Below are 18046 nucleotides of genomic sequence, written 5' to 3'. Positions count from 1 at the left end.
CGATGTTACCGTATTGTCACTTTTTAGGTAAATTGTTGTATTTCTGAAAGTTATGAGTTAAATTCCATTTGTACTTCCGCTGCCTGTGGATTCGCCAAGCTCCTAGCGAGCATACGCTTGATTTTTTTGTTTACAGAAGTAGCCACAAGTCCCAATGAAATCGTACAGGAGGACAAAGGCCGTTGCAAAAGCCGCAGCGGCTGCCATTTACTTTTTTCTTTTTCAAGGCCAGGTTATTGCTCAGAACTATTCCCTGCAATTTGATGGTGTGGATGACTATGTGGAAGTGCCGGATGCTGCCAGCCTCGACATAACTGCAGCCCTCACGCTAGAGGCATGGATCAAACTGCAAGGTGCCCCAGCCGATTTTCAACCGATCATTAATAAAGCCAACCCTGACGCAAATCAGCGTTCATATGCGCTATTTGTATCGGCGGATATGTCGCTTGTTATGGGCGTGTCAGAGATAGGAGACGATTACAATGCGTTAGTGGCAAGCAGCTTTCCCCTAAAGCTTGGCGTTTGGCAGCATGCGGTAGGTGTGTATGAAGATGGGGCTCTTCGGGTCTATATCGACGGGCAGCTTGCCGGTGAAGAAACAGTGGGAATTCCCGCTTCGCTTCACAGTGGCACTGCCACAATGAATTTGGGCACCTATTCCAATGCCGAGACAAGCGGAGAAGGGTCGGTCAGCGATGCGCTAAACATGGAGCTTGACGAAGTGAGAATTTGGTCAACGGCGAGAACCAAAAATGAAATAGTGTCAGCTATGTTCGGCGAGCTTTCTGGCGGTGAGTTGAACCTTGAGGCCTATTATAAATTTGACGAGAACACGGGAATTGTTGTTGGTGATGCAACAGCGAACGCAAATGATGGCATTTTGAGGGACAATAATTATGCGACTAACAGTGCCGACGGCGTAGGCTTTGGCCCGCTTTGGGCTGACCCTTCAGGAGCGTTTACCCCTATCCTTTACCAAGCCTCCAATATTTCCTCTTCTGGCTTCACCCTCAACTGGTTGCCCATAGCCAACGCCTCTACTGTTTTCTACAACCTTGATGATAACTCGGACTTTTCATCACCTGTCATTTCATCGGCATCCGTCACCAACACCAACGGCGGTAGCGAGGTTGTTGCACAGGATCTTTCTTCTTATCTCAACACACCTCTCTATCTAAGTATTAATTACGATGATGGAGGCCCCAGCCCGTTTTCCAATACCATGCAGTTCATGGTTACACCTGGAAATACATTGGACTTTGACGGGACAGATGACCGGGTAATAATTCCCTATTCGCCAACACTTGATTTGACAAACCAGTTTACTTATGAGTTTTGGTTTAAATCGAACAACCTGTCCCAGAGCCAAAGCTATATTATGGATAAGGACAACATTATCTCGATAATCTTCGAATATGTTGGAAACACAATAGAGTTGTATGGAAGCTTTGCGGGTACAAGTCCGAGAAGTGTTTCGGGGATAGTCATCAATGACACCGATTGGCATCACGTAGCTTATTCTTACGATGGCGCAACATTAAATGGTTATTTGGATGGCGCACATATCATCAATGAATCGATCTTGTTTTCCATTGACCATCAGTCAACGACAGATGAATATTTTCTTGGCTCTTCTACCTCTGTGGCCAATTTTCTCTCAGGCCAGTTAGATGAATTCAGGATGTGGAGTGTTGCGAGGTCAACAGCTGAGATTCAGGACTATCTATACACTACGCTGTCTGGCGCTGAGGAGGGTCTGGTGGCCTACTATCAGTTCGATGAAGGAGATGCAGGAGCGACAAATACAGGCATTACCACACTTCCAGATCTTAGCATTAACGGGCATCACGGAACGCTTTCCAATTTTCAGTTAGATTTTGCTGCTTCCAACTGGCTGACATCTGGCGCTATGCAGCCCCCACCATATACGGTCGTTAATACCCATGATGACGGTTCGGGCTCATTAAGGCAAGCAATTATCGACGCCAATGCAAGCGGTTCAAAAGAAACCATCACATTCGCCATTCCGGGATCAGGTCCATGGACCATTAATCTGGTAACACAACTACCCAACATCACAAGATCAATGGCAATTGATGGCAAGTCTCAACCTGGCTGGGATTTCGCTACTGAAAATATGGTCACCCTTAACCTCGCTGGTGTCACTAATGGGGATGGTTTCACCATCGCATCACCTGACGTGGATATTTTTGGGTTGAAAATTGTCAATGCCGATTTCGGCATATTGATCAACGGAGAAACCTATGACAACGCCGTTATCGAAGACAACATCATCAACAACAATATTACCACTGCCATTAATATCGTCAATGCCGACAACATCACTATTCAGGGCAACCATATCGGAGTGACTGGCGATGGACTTTCCAACCAGGCTACATCGGGAATTGGTATTGCTGCTTCTTCCAGCGATAACCTGGTTATCGGGGGAGACAGGACTCTTGGTGAAGGGAATCATATGGCCGGGTCAGCCGTTAGCAGTTACCTCATCAATATTTCCGGCAGTACGGGAGTGACGTTGGAAGGTAACTTATTGGGCAGTTCTCTTACTGGAGCTGATATCACCACCAGTAGAGGAATAAATATCACTACGACATCCAACCTCACCATAGGCAATGCGGACCCTAACCGACGAAATTACATTGCCGGCATCGACAACATTGCTGCTATTGCTGTAAGCACAGGCGACCAGATAGATATCGTCAATAACTACGTGGGGGTTGGCTTAGCCGACACTTATACGATTGGCAACAGCATAACCGGAGTGGGTGGTCTTGTGCTGACAGGAGCAACAAATTTTACAATTGATGGCAACGTGGTAGGTGGTTCGGCCGACGATGGAATTGAAATCGGTGGTGTATCAAACACAGGCTCAATTATCAACAACTTAATTGGAGTGGCACCCGATGGTGTCACAAGTTTTGGCAATGGTACGTATGGAATTAACATCGTTTCGGCAACGGTTACCACAACAACAATTGGTGGTGTGGGAGCTGAAAACACTGTTGCTTTTAACGGATCTGGCGGCATAAGAACATCTCAGACCTCATTTGGTACTAGTGCCATCAGCGCCAATAGCATTTTTTGTAACACAGGTCTTGGTATCAATATTAGTGGCACGTCGGTTGTTGCGACCCCAGTTATTACCTCCGTGTCACCAACCGAAATCAGTGGAACGAGTACCGCAGAGGACGGTGCCAATATCCTGATTTTTGAATCTGAAGACGGCTGTGCCGATAACCAGGGAAAAATCTTGCTGGCAGAATTTGCCAATGCAGTTTCGGGTGGAATGTGGGCTGTTTCCGGCTCATTCGATGAAATGACACCCTATACCGCCATTGTCGACGACGATGAATCAAGTGTCGATGGCATTTTTGGTGTGTCAGAGTTTTCAGCTCCTTATTTTACTGATCAGTTTACGGTAACCAGCACCGCTGATGCGGGAGCAGGTTCGCTAAGGCAGGCGATTTTAGATGCAAATGCCAGCCTGGCAGCCAAGAGTGTGATAGATTTCAATATTGCTGGTGGAGGGCCCTGGGTGATTTCCCCATTAACAGTCTTGCCAACGCTCGACAATACGGTAGATGCATCAATAGCAATTGATGCCACCACTCAGCCAGGCTGGGTTTTTGGTGATCCCAACTCCATGGTGATTTTGGATGGCACGTCGGTGAGCAACTTAAACTGTTTCTACATCACCGAGTCTGATGTTGAAATATATGGATTGGTCATAAATGGTTTTTTTAACGGACTCTGGGTAAATGGTGGGTCGCACAACCTTATCATAGGTAAGCCGGGTAAGGGAAATATTATAAAAGGCAATACGGGATCTGCAGTTATTTCCTCGGGAGCCTCAAACGATCAAATCATTCAGGGCAATTATTTTGGTTTGAGCATTGACGGCTTAAGCGTTGATGCAAATTTGGGAAGCGGCTTGTTTATTTCTGGCGACAATATCTTAATCGGTGGCAACTCGCTGGCGGGGGAAGGAAACGTTATTTCTGGCAATGGCAGCGGCGGCCTTGAATACGGCATCCAATTTGACAATGGCCCTAATGCTCAGATTTTTGGCAACCTGATTGGAACGGATAAAAACGGAGAAAACGCCCTTGGAAACCTTAGAGGTATTCGTATTGAGGCAGGTGACGATTTCGTTGTGATTGGTGGCCAGGGTGTTGGCCAAGGCAATGTGATTTCAGGTACATTCAGTGCTTTCAGTGTCCATTTGGTGGGCGGTAGCAACACTATTGTTGATAGTAACATAATCGGTCTGAATAGTTCTGGAACTACAGCAATTGGCAATGTTGGTAATGGTATCGACATTGTTTCGGGTATTGGCCTGGGAGCGATCATTCAAAACAATGTGATCTCGGCCAGCAACGAAAGCGGGATAGCGGTTGCTGGTACTTCTGATGTGATCATTCAAAACAATTTTATTGGAACTAGTGCTGCTGGCAATTTTGGTTCAGGTATGGCAAACCTGGGTCATGGTATAGCATTTGGCCTGGCAAATGGCGTCAATAATACTAGTCAACAAATAAAGGTTGAAGACAATGTTATTTCTGGCAACGGAGACACTGCCGGGGACAATGGAATTAATTTTGCCGGGGCCAATTCCAACATTTTAATTCAGAGCAACAAAATAGGTGCAGAGTTTGGCGGCCCAACACCCCTCCCTAATACTGGTGAAGGCATAGACTTTAGTAACACAACGACTGACGTGACGGTTGGTGGCGTAGGCTTCGAAAATATCATTGTTTACAATGCGGGTAGTGGGATTTTTTTTACGGGTTCAGATAATTCGAATGGAAACCTTATTGACATCAACATCGTCGCTTGTAATGTGGGTGGGGGAATAAGTTTTGCCAATACGGCTATTGTTGATGCACCTGTGATCAATCAAATTACAGGAACTGAAATATCGGGTACCTCTACGACTGCGGATGCTACTAACGTAGATGTCTATCGGGTAGATGCTTCGTGCGCAGATGACCAGGGAGCATTTTACCTGGGGTCTACTACGGTAACTGGAGGAGTTTGGAATTTCTTGACCTCGGTGGCCGGTGGGGAGTCATATGTGGCAATTGTAAATGACGTGTCGATTGGACTTTCTGAATTTTCTTCCCAGGCTGCCTTAAGTCCACCAATCTCGCCTTCCAATCTTCAAACTGTCGAAATATCATCAACACAGATTGACCTGGCGTGGACAGATAATTCATCCGATGAAACGGATTTTGCCATTTTTAGGTCTGACGGGAATAACGTGACTTTTAGCGAAATCGCCACGGTGACCGCTGACGCAACTACTTATATAGATAATACAGTCACAGTTGACAATAGCTACTTCTACTATGTGGTAGCCAGAAATGCAAATGGCGATTCGGCACCATCTAGTGAAAAATCAGGCAATACCAGAACACCTCCTGGTAATGCATTTAATTTTGATGGAGTAGCTCAATTTATAGCTCCAGACATATCCGGAGCATTGTCTGCCCTTACAGTAGAGGCATGGGTTTGGGCCTCGACATCACAGGGAGGAGGAGAAGGCATGTTAGTTTCGCAGGCTACCCTGGGAACAGCGGCAGGCTGGGAACTCTGGCGGCAAGGCTCAAATTTCTATTTCTCGTTCAAGTCTTCTGATGCCAATACGTATTTTGCCTCCGCTCCACTAACAACCAATGTATGGCAACACGTAGCTGCGGTTTGGGACGGCACAGAAACTACTGTATATGTCAATGGGGTGCCGGGAGCAGCTGTGCCTACTGTGGGTAACATCCCTGACAACAGCATAAATTTTGTGATAGGGAATAACAGCAGTGGAGCTCGGCCTTCTATAGGCCTGCTTGATGAAGTCAGGGTTTGGGATGACGCAAGAACACAGCCTGAAATCTTGGGAAATATTGCAGTCCCGCTAACTGGTAGTGAAAGTAATCTTTTGGCATACTACCGCTTTGACCAGGGCATTGCAAATGGAAACAACACGTCACCACCTGTGAATCTTCTACCAGATAGAAGTCTAAATAATCACGATGCCACACTAACTGGTGCGGTGCTCAATGGCTCAGTTGCTTCCAACTGGGTGCCATCATCTGGGCTTGACGCTTCAGTGCTTAACAACTCACTGAGTTTCGACGGGGTGGATGACGTTGTCCACCTGCCCCACTTCAGTCGGCCGGAGCCACTAACGATAGAGGCTTTCATTAGGACATCCTCTTTTAATTCGCCGCAAACCATTGTGGCCTGGGGAGGCATCAACGACTATTCGATTCTAAGGCTTGATAATGGCTATCTGAGTTATACCGAATATTACGAGTTTGGTGACCCAGCTACAACCATCACTTTTGACAGATATGCTCTTAATGATGACCAATGGTACCATGTAGCTGTGGTTCGTGAAGGGAACATGAGCAACAATGCCACGCTTTTTGTCAATGGTGCACCGGTGAAGACAGGAACTGTGAACGGGCAATTCCACACTACTTCGGCATTGGATATTGGATCGTGGAATAACAACGGTACGCCAGTAGATTTCTTTGAGGGGATGATCGAAGAGGTAAGAATATGGGACGCCGCAAGAACGCCAATTGAATTACAGACAAATATGACTGTAGAGTTAGCCGGAAATGAAGCTGATCTAAGGGCCTACTACCAATTCAATGAAGGATCGGCTGGATCCGACAACACAGGCATAACCACTTTGCCTGATATTTCCCCCAATGGTGTTGATGGAACGCTTGCTAATTTTACATTGAATGGTTCCTCATCGAACTGGGTGACTTCTGATGGGTTTGCCGAAGTGGCACCGGGTTCCCCCACTGCGGTTGTGACAAACGAAGTAAGTGACAGCCAGATCAACATCAATTGGGAGGACAATTCTTTATCAGAAACCGGCTTTAGCATTGAACGGGCTGATTTCGATAAATCGACTTATAGCCAGATTGGTGCAGTGGCAGCGAACCAGACTTTCTATTCAGATGTCACTGTTTTGCCTGAAACCGGATACTACTATAGGGTGATGGCTAGTGGCGCAACAAATAACTCTATGCCCTCCCGTGAAAAGTACGGTACAACGATAACTGCTCCAGGGAATTCTTTGAGTTTTGATGGAGTTGACGACTATGTTGACCTGGGGGACCCAGATTACAGCGGTTTGGGTGCCTTCACTGTTGAGGCGTGGATTAAACCTTCTTATATTCCATCTGGTCCTGGTGACGAAACGATGACTATCATAGGCAAAGGGGCCACAAGTGTAGAAGGCACTACGACTTTTGCTATTGTACTTGAAGGAAGCGACTCAGGAGGCGAATTATTTGGCCTTGTTGACAATGGAAGTACCATCGAGGTAGCCCGTTTTGATGGGGGAAATGGATTTGATTTGTTTCCGGACGAATGGAGGCATGTGGCAATGACCTGGATAGCTGACGGTCCGGTCACATTATTTGTTGATGGTGTTGAAGTAGATGCAACCGCCAATTTATCCGGCCCTTTGAATGTTGTTAGTGAACATCTGCTATTGGGCAGTGGGACCGACATCAATGAAATTAATTATGAGGGAGAAATAGATGAGGTGCGGATTTGGAATTATCGCAGATCCGATATTGATCTGCAAGCTGAGATGTTCAATACAATTGACGGTGGTGAAGAAGGGCTGTTGGCCAACTACAGATTCGATCAGGGTATTGCCGGAGCAAACAATGCTGACCCGGCAATAGAATTTTTACCAGACCGTACGCCAAATACTAGCGACGGTGAGTTGATAGGGTTTACGTTAATGGGGCCAACTTCCAATTGGCTTACTTCTGGTGCGCTAACAGCCCCGGTCACCTCTTACCTGACTTACTCTTCATCTATCAATATCTCTTCCCAGGTAACTTACGACAATACTCCTTTTGGAATTATTGGGGAGGAGGCTACCATTCAGGATATCGATTTCAGCTGGGATGGAACCAAAATGTTTATTGTAGGTACCGGTGGGGACGAAGTCAATCAATACAGTTTGGCTACGCCGTTTGAAACCACAACAGGTGTTACGCACGATGGATTTTTTGATTTGTCAGGGCAGGAGACAGCACCCTATGGGCTTGCTTTCAACAGGAATGGCACCAGAATGTACGTCATCGGCGATGGGTCGGGCAGTGGGTTTGTTTCACAATACAGCCTCACCGACCCATTTGAAATTACATCGGGAGTTACTTTCGATGGAAATGCGGAAGTATCAGCTGAAGGCAGTTTCCCACGGGGTATGGCCCTAAGTCGGGATGGTGCTAAGTTGTTCATAGTCAACAACGGCGACGATGAGGTCAATCAGTACAGTTTGTCATCTCCTTATGATATTACCTCAGGAATCACCTTTGATTCCCAGCTTGTTGACGTGAGCGCCCAAACGACAACCCCTGAGGAAATTGCCTTTAATATTGAAGGCTCCAAAATATTCATAATGAGTCGTGGTGACCGGAAAGTGTACGAATATTTGCTAACGAATCCTTTTGATTTTTCTGGTGGGGCGATTTATAGCGGCGTATTTCGCTCCGTGTTGTCACAGGAATCCTTCCCCACTGGCCTGGCCTTCAGCAGTCCGGGCGATAAGATGTACGTGGTGGGAACCGCTGGTGATAAAGTTAATCAGTATACCCTATCCGGGGAATCATTTAAAGAAGACCCGCTGGACAATGGTGTGGTCAACGGCTCAGCTGTTATTAGTGTAGCTGGAGGCGAAACGTTTAGTAATAGTGGTAGCAGACTGACCTACGGCGTAGACTATTCTATCAGCAACCTGCCTACCGGTTTAATTCCCGATTTAGCGATAGCCACAGATGGCCTGTCTGGAGTGCTCACTTTTTCTGGCAGCGCTAGCCCCAACGATGATGCGGAGGATGTAACCGATCTTATTTTTACTTTTGAAGATGCCGCCTTTGTAGAAGGTGGCGCGGCTACTGTAGCTGGTTCAACCGGCGCTAGTAGCAATTTGTCGATAGAGTTTTTTGAAGGCACACAAGTAGTGACCACGACCGCTGACTCCGGTCCAGGCAGTCTTCGTCAGGCCATTTTGAATGTAGAAAATACTACTGACCCTGTCACAATCAGCTTTAACCTTCCTGGAGATGGGTCAGGGACCAGTTGGACAATCAGTCCAGACACAGAACTACCTCTGTTAACCAACACAAATTATAAACTGATTATTATCGACGGAACGACGCAACCTGGATGGGACCGTGCCACCGATAGAATGATTGTCATCGACGGCGAGGGCAGTTTGGGCAGGGGGTTGTCGCTCGTTAGCTACAGTTCATCCGAAGGTCTTGAAGTCTACGGGCTAAAAATCCGAGGATTTGACTATGGCATTTATGCTGATTACCTCGAATTTGCTACTATTGGTGCACTAGGCAAGTCGAACGTGCTAAGCGGTAATGTCACCGGTTTTTATGGGCAATATGCTAATAGCAACAACATTTCCTATAACTATGTAGGCACTGACGTTACCGGTTCGTCGGCAGATCCCAATGACATAGGCATAGATTTTGGGTATACCTATTCGGAATCTTACGATAACTATTTCACCAATAATGTCATTTCCGGTAATACCAATATTGGTCTGGCAATCAGCTATTCTACAGATTTTATCCAAAACAATAAGATAGGTGTGAGCGACGACGAATCAACAGCGATTCCAAATGACATTGGTCTGTGGGCTGCTGGGCGCGGCGTAGTAGAGGACAATATCATTTCTGGTAATATCACCGCTGGGGTACTTCTTCAAAGCCCGGGAAATACAAATGAGTTGCAATTTTACCGCAATTATATTGGAACCAATAGCTCGGATACCCCAATTCCCAATGGGGTTGGCATTAGCAGTACGCCAGATCCGGGCTCTCCTTATAATCCGCCAATTATTGGTGATTTCGATCCGACCAATGGTAATATTATTGCTTACAATGTCGGGGCAGCTGTTCAACTGAATGGCCAGGGCTACACCAATGTCAAGATTCTTACTAATTCAATCTATGAAAATGGATTAGGTATTCAGTTGCTGAATGGTGCCGATGGTGGAGAACCAGGCCCGGAAATAACTAATGTGTCGCCTGGGTCGATTTCCGGCACTATGGAGAGCTATGCAGATGCACTGATTCACTTGTATGAAGTTGATCCGGTTACGGGAAAGCAGGGCAAGACCATCATTGACAGTCTCAATGCACCTACGCAAACCACCTGGACGATCAGCAATGGCCTCATCGATCCTACCAAGGGCTATGTGGTGACCCAAACCTCTAATACCTTTGGAACCACTGAGTTTTCGGCACCCAGTTCCAATTACGCCTTAGATTTCGATGGGTCAGATGACTATGTCAGTGTGCCCGACGCCGTGGGACTGAGAATTCCGACTGACATTACGCTGGAGGCATGGGTCAGGCGAAAGAGCTTTGGCATAGACATTATCTTAGAAAAAGGTGGAGATTGGACAACGGGAACGAACTATGGTTTGGGTTTGCACAATATTAACAACAACATGTTCTACTTTTTCTGGAACGGTGGTTGGAAAGGCACCTCAGGCCCGTCTGATGACAACTGGCACCACTACGCAGCCGTTGCACACGATGGTAATACGGAACCCCAATTTTACATTGACGGGGTATTGCAACCAGTGGAATTTTCAAGCGGCGTAAGTACGATAGATTTAGATGAGACAGCCACTGAGGCACTTCATATTGGAGCTCAAGTGGAGTCGGGCCTTAACTATTTCGGCAATAATGATATTGATGAAGTAAGGGTTTGGAATACGCAAAGGACAGCCTCCGAAATCGCCAATAACTACTATCAAACGCTGGATGGAAACGAAACGGGCCTCGTAGCATATTTTGACCTCAACGACGGATATGGTTCAACCACAGCCTTCGACTTGTCGGCAAATGGGTATGTAGGAACGCTGACCACTATGGATCCTAACACTGATTGGGTGGTGTCAGGTGCATTGATTCCACCTTTTGCGGTGACTGAAGCAACTCCGGCACCCAATGCCATTGGGGTTCCGCTGGCGTCAACGATCAACTTCACATTTTCCGACCCGGTCGATGGGGTTACATGGAACCCAGGCAACGTCTATGTGAGGGGTGATCAAACCGGCCTTTTGCCTGTGTCATTTTCCGGGGGTGGGTCAACCAGTTTGACAATCGACCCATTGATTGATTTTCAACCTGGAGAAATTATTAGAGTCACTTTGACAACAGCAGTGGCAAGCACTTCTGGAAGGCCACTTTGGAGGCCTTATACCTTCGAGTTCCGTGCGGCGTCGGCCAACGGACCCGAGACTCCAGATTTTTTTGCTGACCTACCTGAAAATCATGTTACAACATCTCAGCTTGCAGAAACCGTTTTTGCTGTAGATATCGATAGTGATGGCGACATGGATATCGTAGCAGGCATGCAGGCGGATCAAATTTCATGGTTTGAAAACGACGGGAGCCAGGGCTTTACCGAGCATATAGTAGACAATGTTGTCGGCATTTTGGACGTGGGGGCTGCCGACATAAATTCTGATGGGTCGGTCGATTTGTTTGCCCAGGGGGATGGTAGTTTAAACTGGTTTGAAAACGATGGAAGCGAAGGATTCACAATTCATGAAGTAGACGATCTGGGTGGTTCCAATAGTCTTGGGCAATCGCAGGCGGTGGACCTGGATGGTGATGGCGACATGGACTTTGTTGTTGCATATACGGATTTTGATGAAGTGGCCTGGTATGAAAATGACGGTGCCGAAAATTTCACCAAAATTGTCATTGATAATGTGGCACTGGAGGCATATACCGTTTGGCCTGTGGATGTGAATAGTGACGGGCTGATGGATGTGGTTGCCACACACAGCGAAAATATAATTGCCATTTACAACAACGATGGGTACCAAAATTTTTCGAAAGAGGCAATCTATGTGCCCTGGACAGCCTCTCATGTTGGAGTTGCCGGCTACGCCGCAGATTTTGACGGAGATTTAGACGTCGACCTTATTTTCTCTAATAGTGGAGGTTTTGATGACGTGTGGCTTGAAAATGACGGGTCTGGTGCATTTACACAAAACAATTTCCCCGGGTTAACTGGTGGCGATACTTATTTGATGGTCGACCTGGATGGCGATGGCGACATGGACGACATCGTTGCAACTGCTGCCGATGGTATTTATTGGGATGAAAACGATGGCGGCCAAAACTTTACTAGTCATGAAATTGCGTTGATTCAGGATTGGGTGGATATTTTCCCAGTAGATATGGACAATGATGGTGATCTCGATGTCGTCGCCACCTTTGGTGAGCTGATGTGGTTTGAAAATACGGCAAACCCACCCAACCCAGCGTCAGACCTGATAATTGCCGAAATTTCAAACACGTCCATCCTTCTTTCATGGACCGATAATTCATCTGACGAGGAGGAGTTTATCATTGAAAGGGCAGGGTATGATCGGCTTAATTTTGAACTGTTTGACAACGTGCCTGCTAATCAGACCAGTTACCTGCTGGAAGGGCTGTCACCCGGAGAGGGGTATTATTATCGGGTTGTCGCAAGCAAGAGCAGTGGCGTTTCGGAACCGTCGAACGATGAATTTGGAAGCACGATTGTTCCACCGGGGCACGCACTCGACTTTGATGGGGTGGATGATGCGGTGCTGTTAGGAAATCCCGAAGAGTTGAACTTTGGCAGTGCTTTCACTTTTGAGACATGGGCCTATATAAAAGCCCTGCCTCCAATTTCAACGCAGTTTATTTATCTCTATACTCAGGTAGAAGATGCCGTGGAAGACAACAGTGTTGCTGTAGATAACCTGGGTAATGTTCGCCTCTATGTTCATGGGCTAGGGCAAGCAGTGGTTATCTCTTCCAACACAATACAGCTTAACCAATGGACGCATATTGCAGCAACATATGAAGATGGTATCGGCTTAAAAATATATATTAATGGTGTTTTGGAGGGCTTTACCGCTAGTTCCGGAATCCCTGTCGCTGGAGTTGGCAATAGTTATCTGGGATCAGATCCCGAAAGAGCCATCGATGGATCGAACTTTCCGCTAAATGGGCGGATGGATGAAGCACGCATTTGGGATATTGCCCGTTCTGAGGCGGAAATTCAAAGCACTTTGTTTGGTTCGGTTGATGCCGATGCCCCGAATTTAGTAGCCTACTACCGCTTTGACCAGGGCCTGGCTGAGGGTAACAATCTTGACCCTTCCATCGACTTCCTCCCAGACCGAAGCAGCAACATGATCGATGGTACACTTCTTGACTTTAGCTTGAATGGCTCGTCTTCCAATTGGGTGACTTCAACGGCGTTTGGTGGAGGAAGTTTCGTCGTAACGAACACAGACGACTCGGGGGCGGGCTCGCTGCGGGAAGCCGTGGACAGTGCCCTGCCAGGAGCAACCATTACATTCTCGTTACCCCCCGACTCAGAGATTCTTCTTTCTTCCACAGAGTTGGGACTAAACAAAACGCTGTTTATTGACGGAAGTGATGTGCCGGGATTGAAGATTTATCCTCCCGAATTGTTGCGTCTTTTCAGCGTTTTAAGCGATGGCAATTTGTACTTATCTAACCTTCACCTCACAAGGATCGATGTAAACGAGGCGAACGGAGGAATGATCTTAACCCTCGGAAATTTGATCCTAAACAATGTAACCATTGACAACTCAGATGCCGGAGGGGCTTTTGGAGGAGCCATTTTTGCCAGTGATGCTGCGTCAGTCACTTTGGTAAGCTCTGCGATCACCAACTGCAATGCCAATCGGGGTGGAGCCATAGCACTCTTCGACGATGCCTCTCTGTCAATCTCCAATTCAAATATTGAATCCAACACTGCATTTGAAGGAGGTGCGATCTATGATTTTTCAACAGGCAACACTGCTATCATAGAAAGCACAATGAAGTTAAATGCTGCCGGATTGGACGGCGGTGCTGTTCACCATTCGGGAGCTGGCGATTTTAGCATTGTCGGCGCTTTGTTTCATCAGAACAGTGCAGTCAACCTGGGCGGTGCCATTTTTACCTCAAACGGAGAACTCACAATCTACAATACAACGATTTCTTCCAATGATGCTGACGGAGGAGGAGCGTTGTTTGCCTCGAACCCAGGGGTGGTCGGCATTACAAATGGTACGATTTACAGCAATTCCGGAAACTCAACCAGCGGTGTCTTGGCCGATGCCCCACTGACTATGCAAAACAGCATCCTGGCTAATCAGCCTCCTTCTTCAGGCTTTTATGAACTGATTGCTGATTTCACTAGTCTCGATTACAACTTTATCTCTGTCGGGGATGACATCACGACATCAGGCTTTGGCACAAGCGACATTGTCGGGTCAGTAGCTCTACCTGGAGACCCCGGCCTGGGCCCTTTGGCCAACAATGGCGGGTTGATATACACTCATTTGCCTCAGTTTGGAAGTCCAGTTATTGACGCCGGCAACCCGGGTTTTTTCTCAGTCCCTGATCAGCGGGGTTATGCCAGGGACGCCGACCCTGATATTGGAGCAGTGGACAGTGAGGGCACACCACCTGATGGCGTGGTAATTATCACCGTTTCCGCTACCGATCAGTCTAGCTGTCTTTCGCCCAGCGGAGAGCTCACAGCATTTGCCACAACTTCAGGTGGAATTGAGCCGGTAGGCCTGTACACATTCACCTGGTATTCGGGAAATGAGGCCATCCCCGGCAATGAATTGGCTACCAACGCCGCTCTGGCTGGTAGCGCAGGGCTTACGATTTCGGCCCTTGCGGCTGGCACTTATACCATAGAAGTAGTCAACAACGATCTGGCATCTGTATCAGTTTCAACCGTGGCCATAGTTGATAACCTCACATTACCGATTGTCACGGTGGGAAATGTTGCCCAGGCCAATGAGACTGTGGCTGGCGCAAGTGACGGCAGCCTCGACGCTACAGGGTCGGTGGCAGGTGGTAGCGGCGACTACAGCTACGAGTGGTTCCAGGGAACAAACTCCGGTGGCACCCTGTTGGGAACGGCTATCAGTATGTTAGGCCTCACTGCCGGAGACTATGCTTTTCGGGTAACAGACAACGTTTCCGGATGTTTTTCGGCAGAAGAAGTCTTCACCATCAATGTATCAGGTGTTGCGCCAGCAGTCGATACCAACACAGGCATTGTGCTCAACCAGGGAGCAGCACACACGCTCTTGCTGACGGAACTTGCCGCAAGTGATGCAGACACGCCTCCGCTCACGTCGCTTATTTATACAATAACTACTACGCCAACATTTGGAGCCATTTTAGTAGAGGGGGTTGAAGCCTCGTCATTTTCGCAACAGGATTTGGTGGATGGATTAGTGGCATATCAACACGATGGGACAGAGAATTTTACTGATAGTTTTGATTTTGAACTGTCGGACGGTACAAGCACCCTGCCCTCACAGACGGTGAATATAACCATTACACCGGTGGTTGTTGTGCCATTTGAACTAACATCACTAAGTGCTTCCGAAGTTACTTCAGGCACTTTCAGAGCAAATTGGGATTCTTTGCCTAACGGTACAGGGTACTTGTTGGAGGTAGCCACCGACGCACTTTTTGCCAACCTGATTGCTGGGTTTAACCCCCAGGTAGTGACCGACACTACCTCGGTTATTCCCAACCTTTACCATGCCACGGACTACTTTTACAGGGTTCGGGGCTATACTGCAAGTGACACAACCGGTTACAGCGATACCGTACGGGTAAGAACCCTTCAGTCGGCAGATCTAATAGCAGACTCGGTTGCTTTGGTAAAGATGTTTGATCAAATGGGTGGTGCTTCCTGGGTGAATTCAGATAACTGGATGTCCGGCCAGGTTCGTTCCTGGTATGGCGTTTTGGTTGAAAACAACCGTGCAACAGCGTTGAATCTACCATCAAATAATGTGACGGGAGCATTCCCTGTGTTGGAAGGAACCCAATTGAACACCCTGCTCCAGCTTGATCTAAGCAATAACGCTGTGTCGGGTGTTGGCTCAGGAGCCAATCTTGCGGCATTGCAAACGCTCAACCTGGCAAATAATAGCCTGGATTTTGCTTCGCTTGAGCCCTTTGTTGCAGTACCTGACTTTTCCTATTCCCCACAGTTGGACGTGCTTGGCGCTGTTGACATTTTGCAGGAAAGAGGTGACCCAATCAATTTGGATCGAACCATAGGTGGAACGGCAAACGTTTATGTCTGGTTTAAAAACGGAGTGCCGATAGATGGCCAGAGCAATGCTACCTATGCCATAGACTTCCCAACATTTGCTGATGAAGGAAACTATGCTGTTCAGGTCACCAACACACTTTTACCAGACCTCACACTCAATTCGCTTGCGATAGCCTTGCGGGTAAGCTCCCTTGAGAGAGACAAGCTCATTCTTACGGAGCTTTACAACCTTACCGACGGCGACAACTGGATTCAAAACACAGGTTGGGGCGCTGAAGACGTAACCACATGGTTCGGCATTACCGTTACCAGCGATAGAGTAACAGGGATAGATTTGCCAGCCAACAACCTCAACGGAGATTTGCCATCTACCCTTGCAGACATGAGAAAGCTTACGGCGATTGATGTATCTGACAACGAGATTGCAAGCATCCCCGAACTGACGAATATAATAGAGCTCTCTACTTTGAATGTCGCCAACAATAAGCTTCATTTCGATGACCTGGAGCCAAATGTGGGGATTGCCGGTATCGTTTACAGTCCGCAAAAGTTAACCGGGACAAAAAAAAGAGAGCTGGTGCCGGTGAACTCTTCCTACACTGTGGACTTGCCGGTTGGGGGCAGCGCCAACACCTATCAATGGTTCAGAAACGGAGTGGCTCTGGACGGGGCAACCCTTGGTCAATATGCTATATCATCGCTGGCATATAGTAATATGGGTAACTATGAACTGGAGGTAACAAGTTCCTTGGTGCCTGGCTTAACTCTCAAAAGCGAGGTACAGGAAATTCTTGCCACGGCGACTCTGTCAGGTGCTATAACCGATAGAAATAGTAGCCCGGTAGGCAACGCATTTGGCGCATTGCTTGGCATTCGGTCAGGGGCCTACGACACTACCAGAAACTACGAAAATGAGGCAAGCGGCACATTTGTCATAAACGATGTTGTGCTTGGAAACTATCTGCTCTACGCCGAGCAAGACATTCAGGTGTTTCTTCCAAGCTACTACAAGAGCACAATAGACTGGGCGTTTGCTGACCTTCTCGAGGTGCGTGGTAACCTTAGTGGCCTCACCATAGCGATGGAAAATGTGCCGTCAGTGTTAACTCCCGCAGATGGCGATAATACCTTCAGTGGGTTATTTGAATCTGATTTTGGCGACGATGAGGGACGGGTGTTTGATAGAAAGCGGGTGAAGGGGGCGGGTGTAAGCGTGAGCCGTTCCAGGTTTAGGGCGAAAGAGAACGATGATGACTATGAGCTGATCGCCTACGTCCAAACCGATGAAAATGGAGAATTTGAGATGAATAATTTACCTGATGGAGACTATCGGCTTAACATTCAGTACCCAGGTATTCCGATGGATCCTGCATCCTTTATTGATTTTCAACTCGGAGGAGGTAGTGGGGTAGAGCAAAATAGCATCAAGGTAAATGCGTTTGCCAGTCCGGAATCTATCGTTGTAACAAAAGTCGAAGAAACAGGCATCTATCTGGACTACTTCAAGGGGCTGACGGTGTACCCTAACCCGGCTGCCGACTATATCACGATAAGGTATGAGAAGCTTGTGAAGGGCAACGTGATCGCAGAGCTCATGGATTTGACCGGTCGGGCGGTAATGTCGGAAGAGGTGCGGCAGGGAACCAACCGGCAGACGGTATTGGATTTGACGGATGTCAAAAACGGCCTTTATATACTGAGGTTTTTTGACAAGGATATGAATGGAGTAGAGATAGCCTCATTCAGGTTGATCGTGAAGAAATAGCCCGCCACTCTGATTGGCACGTAAAAAGAGGTGTTAGCAAATAATTGTATTTCAACAGATTATGCGTTAATTTCTAAGCTTTTATAGTCGCTCCGTCTACAATTT

Annotated in this window: 1 protein-coding gene; it reads left to right on the top strand. The window is 47.4% G+C overall.

All coding sequences use genetic code 11. The annotated features are described in order from the left end of the window. The first annotated feature begins 154 nt into the window (after positions 1 to 154). Entirely contained in the window at positions 155 to 17941 is a 17787-nt protein-coding gene (locus tag RIG68_RS13575) for a LamG-like jellyroll fold domain-containing protein (protein ID WP_350123063.1), read from the top strand. Positions 17942 to 18046: the final 105 nt, after the last annotated feature.

This window comes from Imperialibacter sp., assembly GCF_040222385.1.
Classification (GTDB): Bacteria; Bacteroidota; Bacteroidia; order Cytophagales; family Cyclobacteriaceae; genus Imperialibacter.
The sequence above is the reverse complement of the archived record's forward strand: the minus strand, read 5'-3'. Positions and strand labels throughout refer to the sequence as shown.

Excerpts from the sequence above, each read along its gene's own strand:
- RIG68_RS13575 (WP_350123063.1), top strand. The coding sequence starts at position 155 with ATGAAATCGTACAGGAGGACAAAGGCCGTTGCAAAAGCCGCAGCGGCT.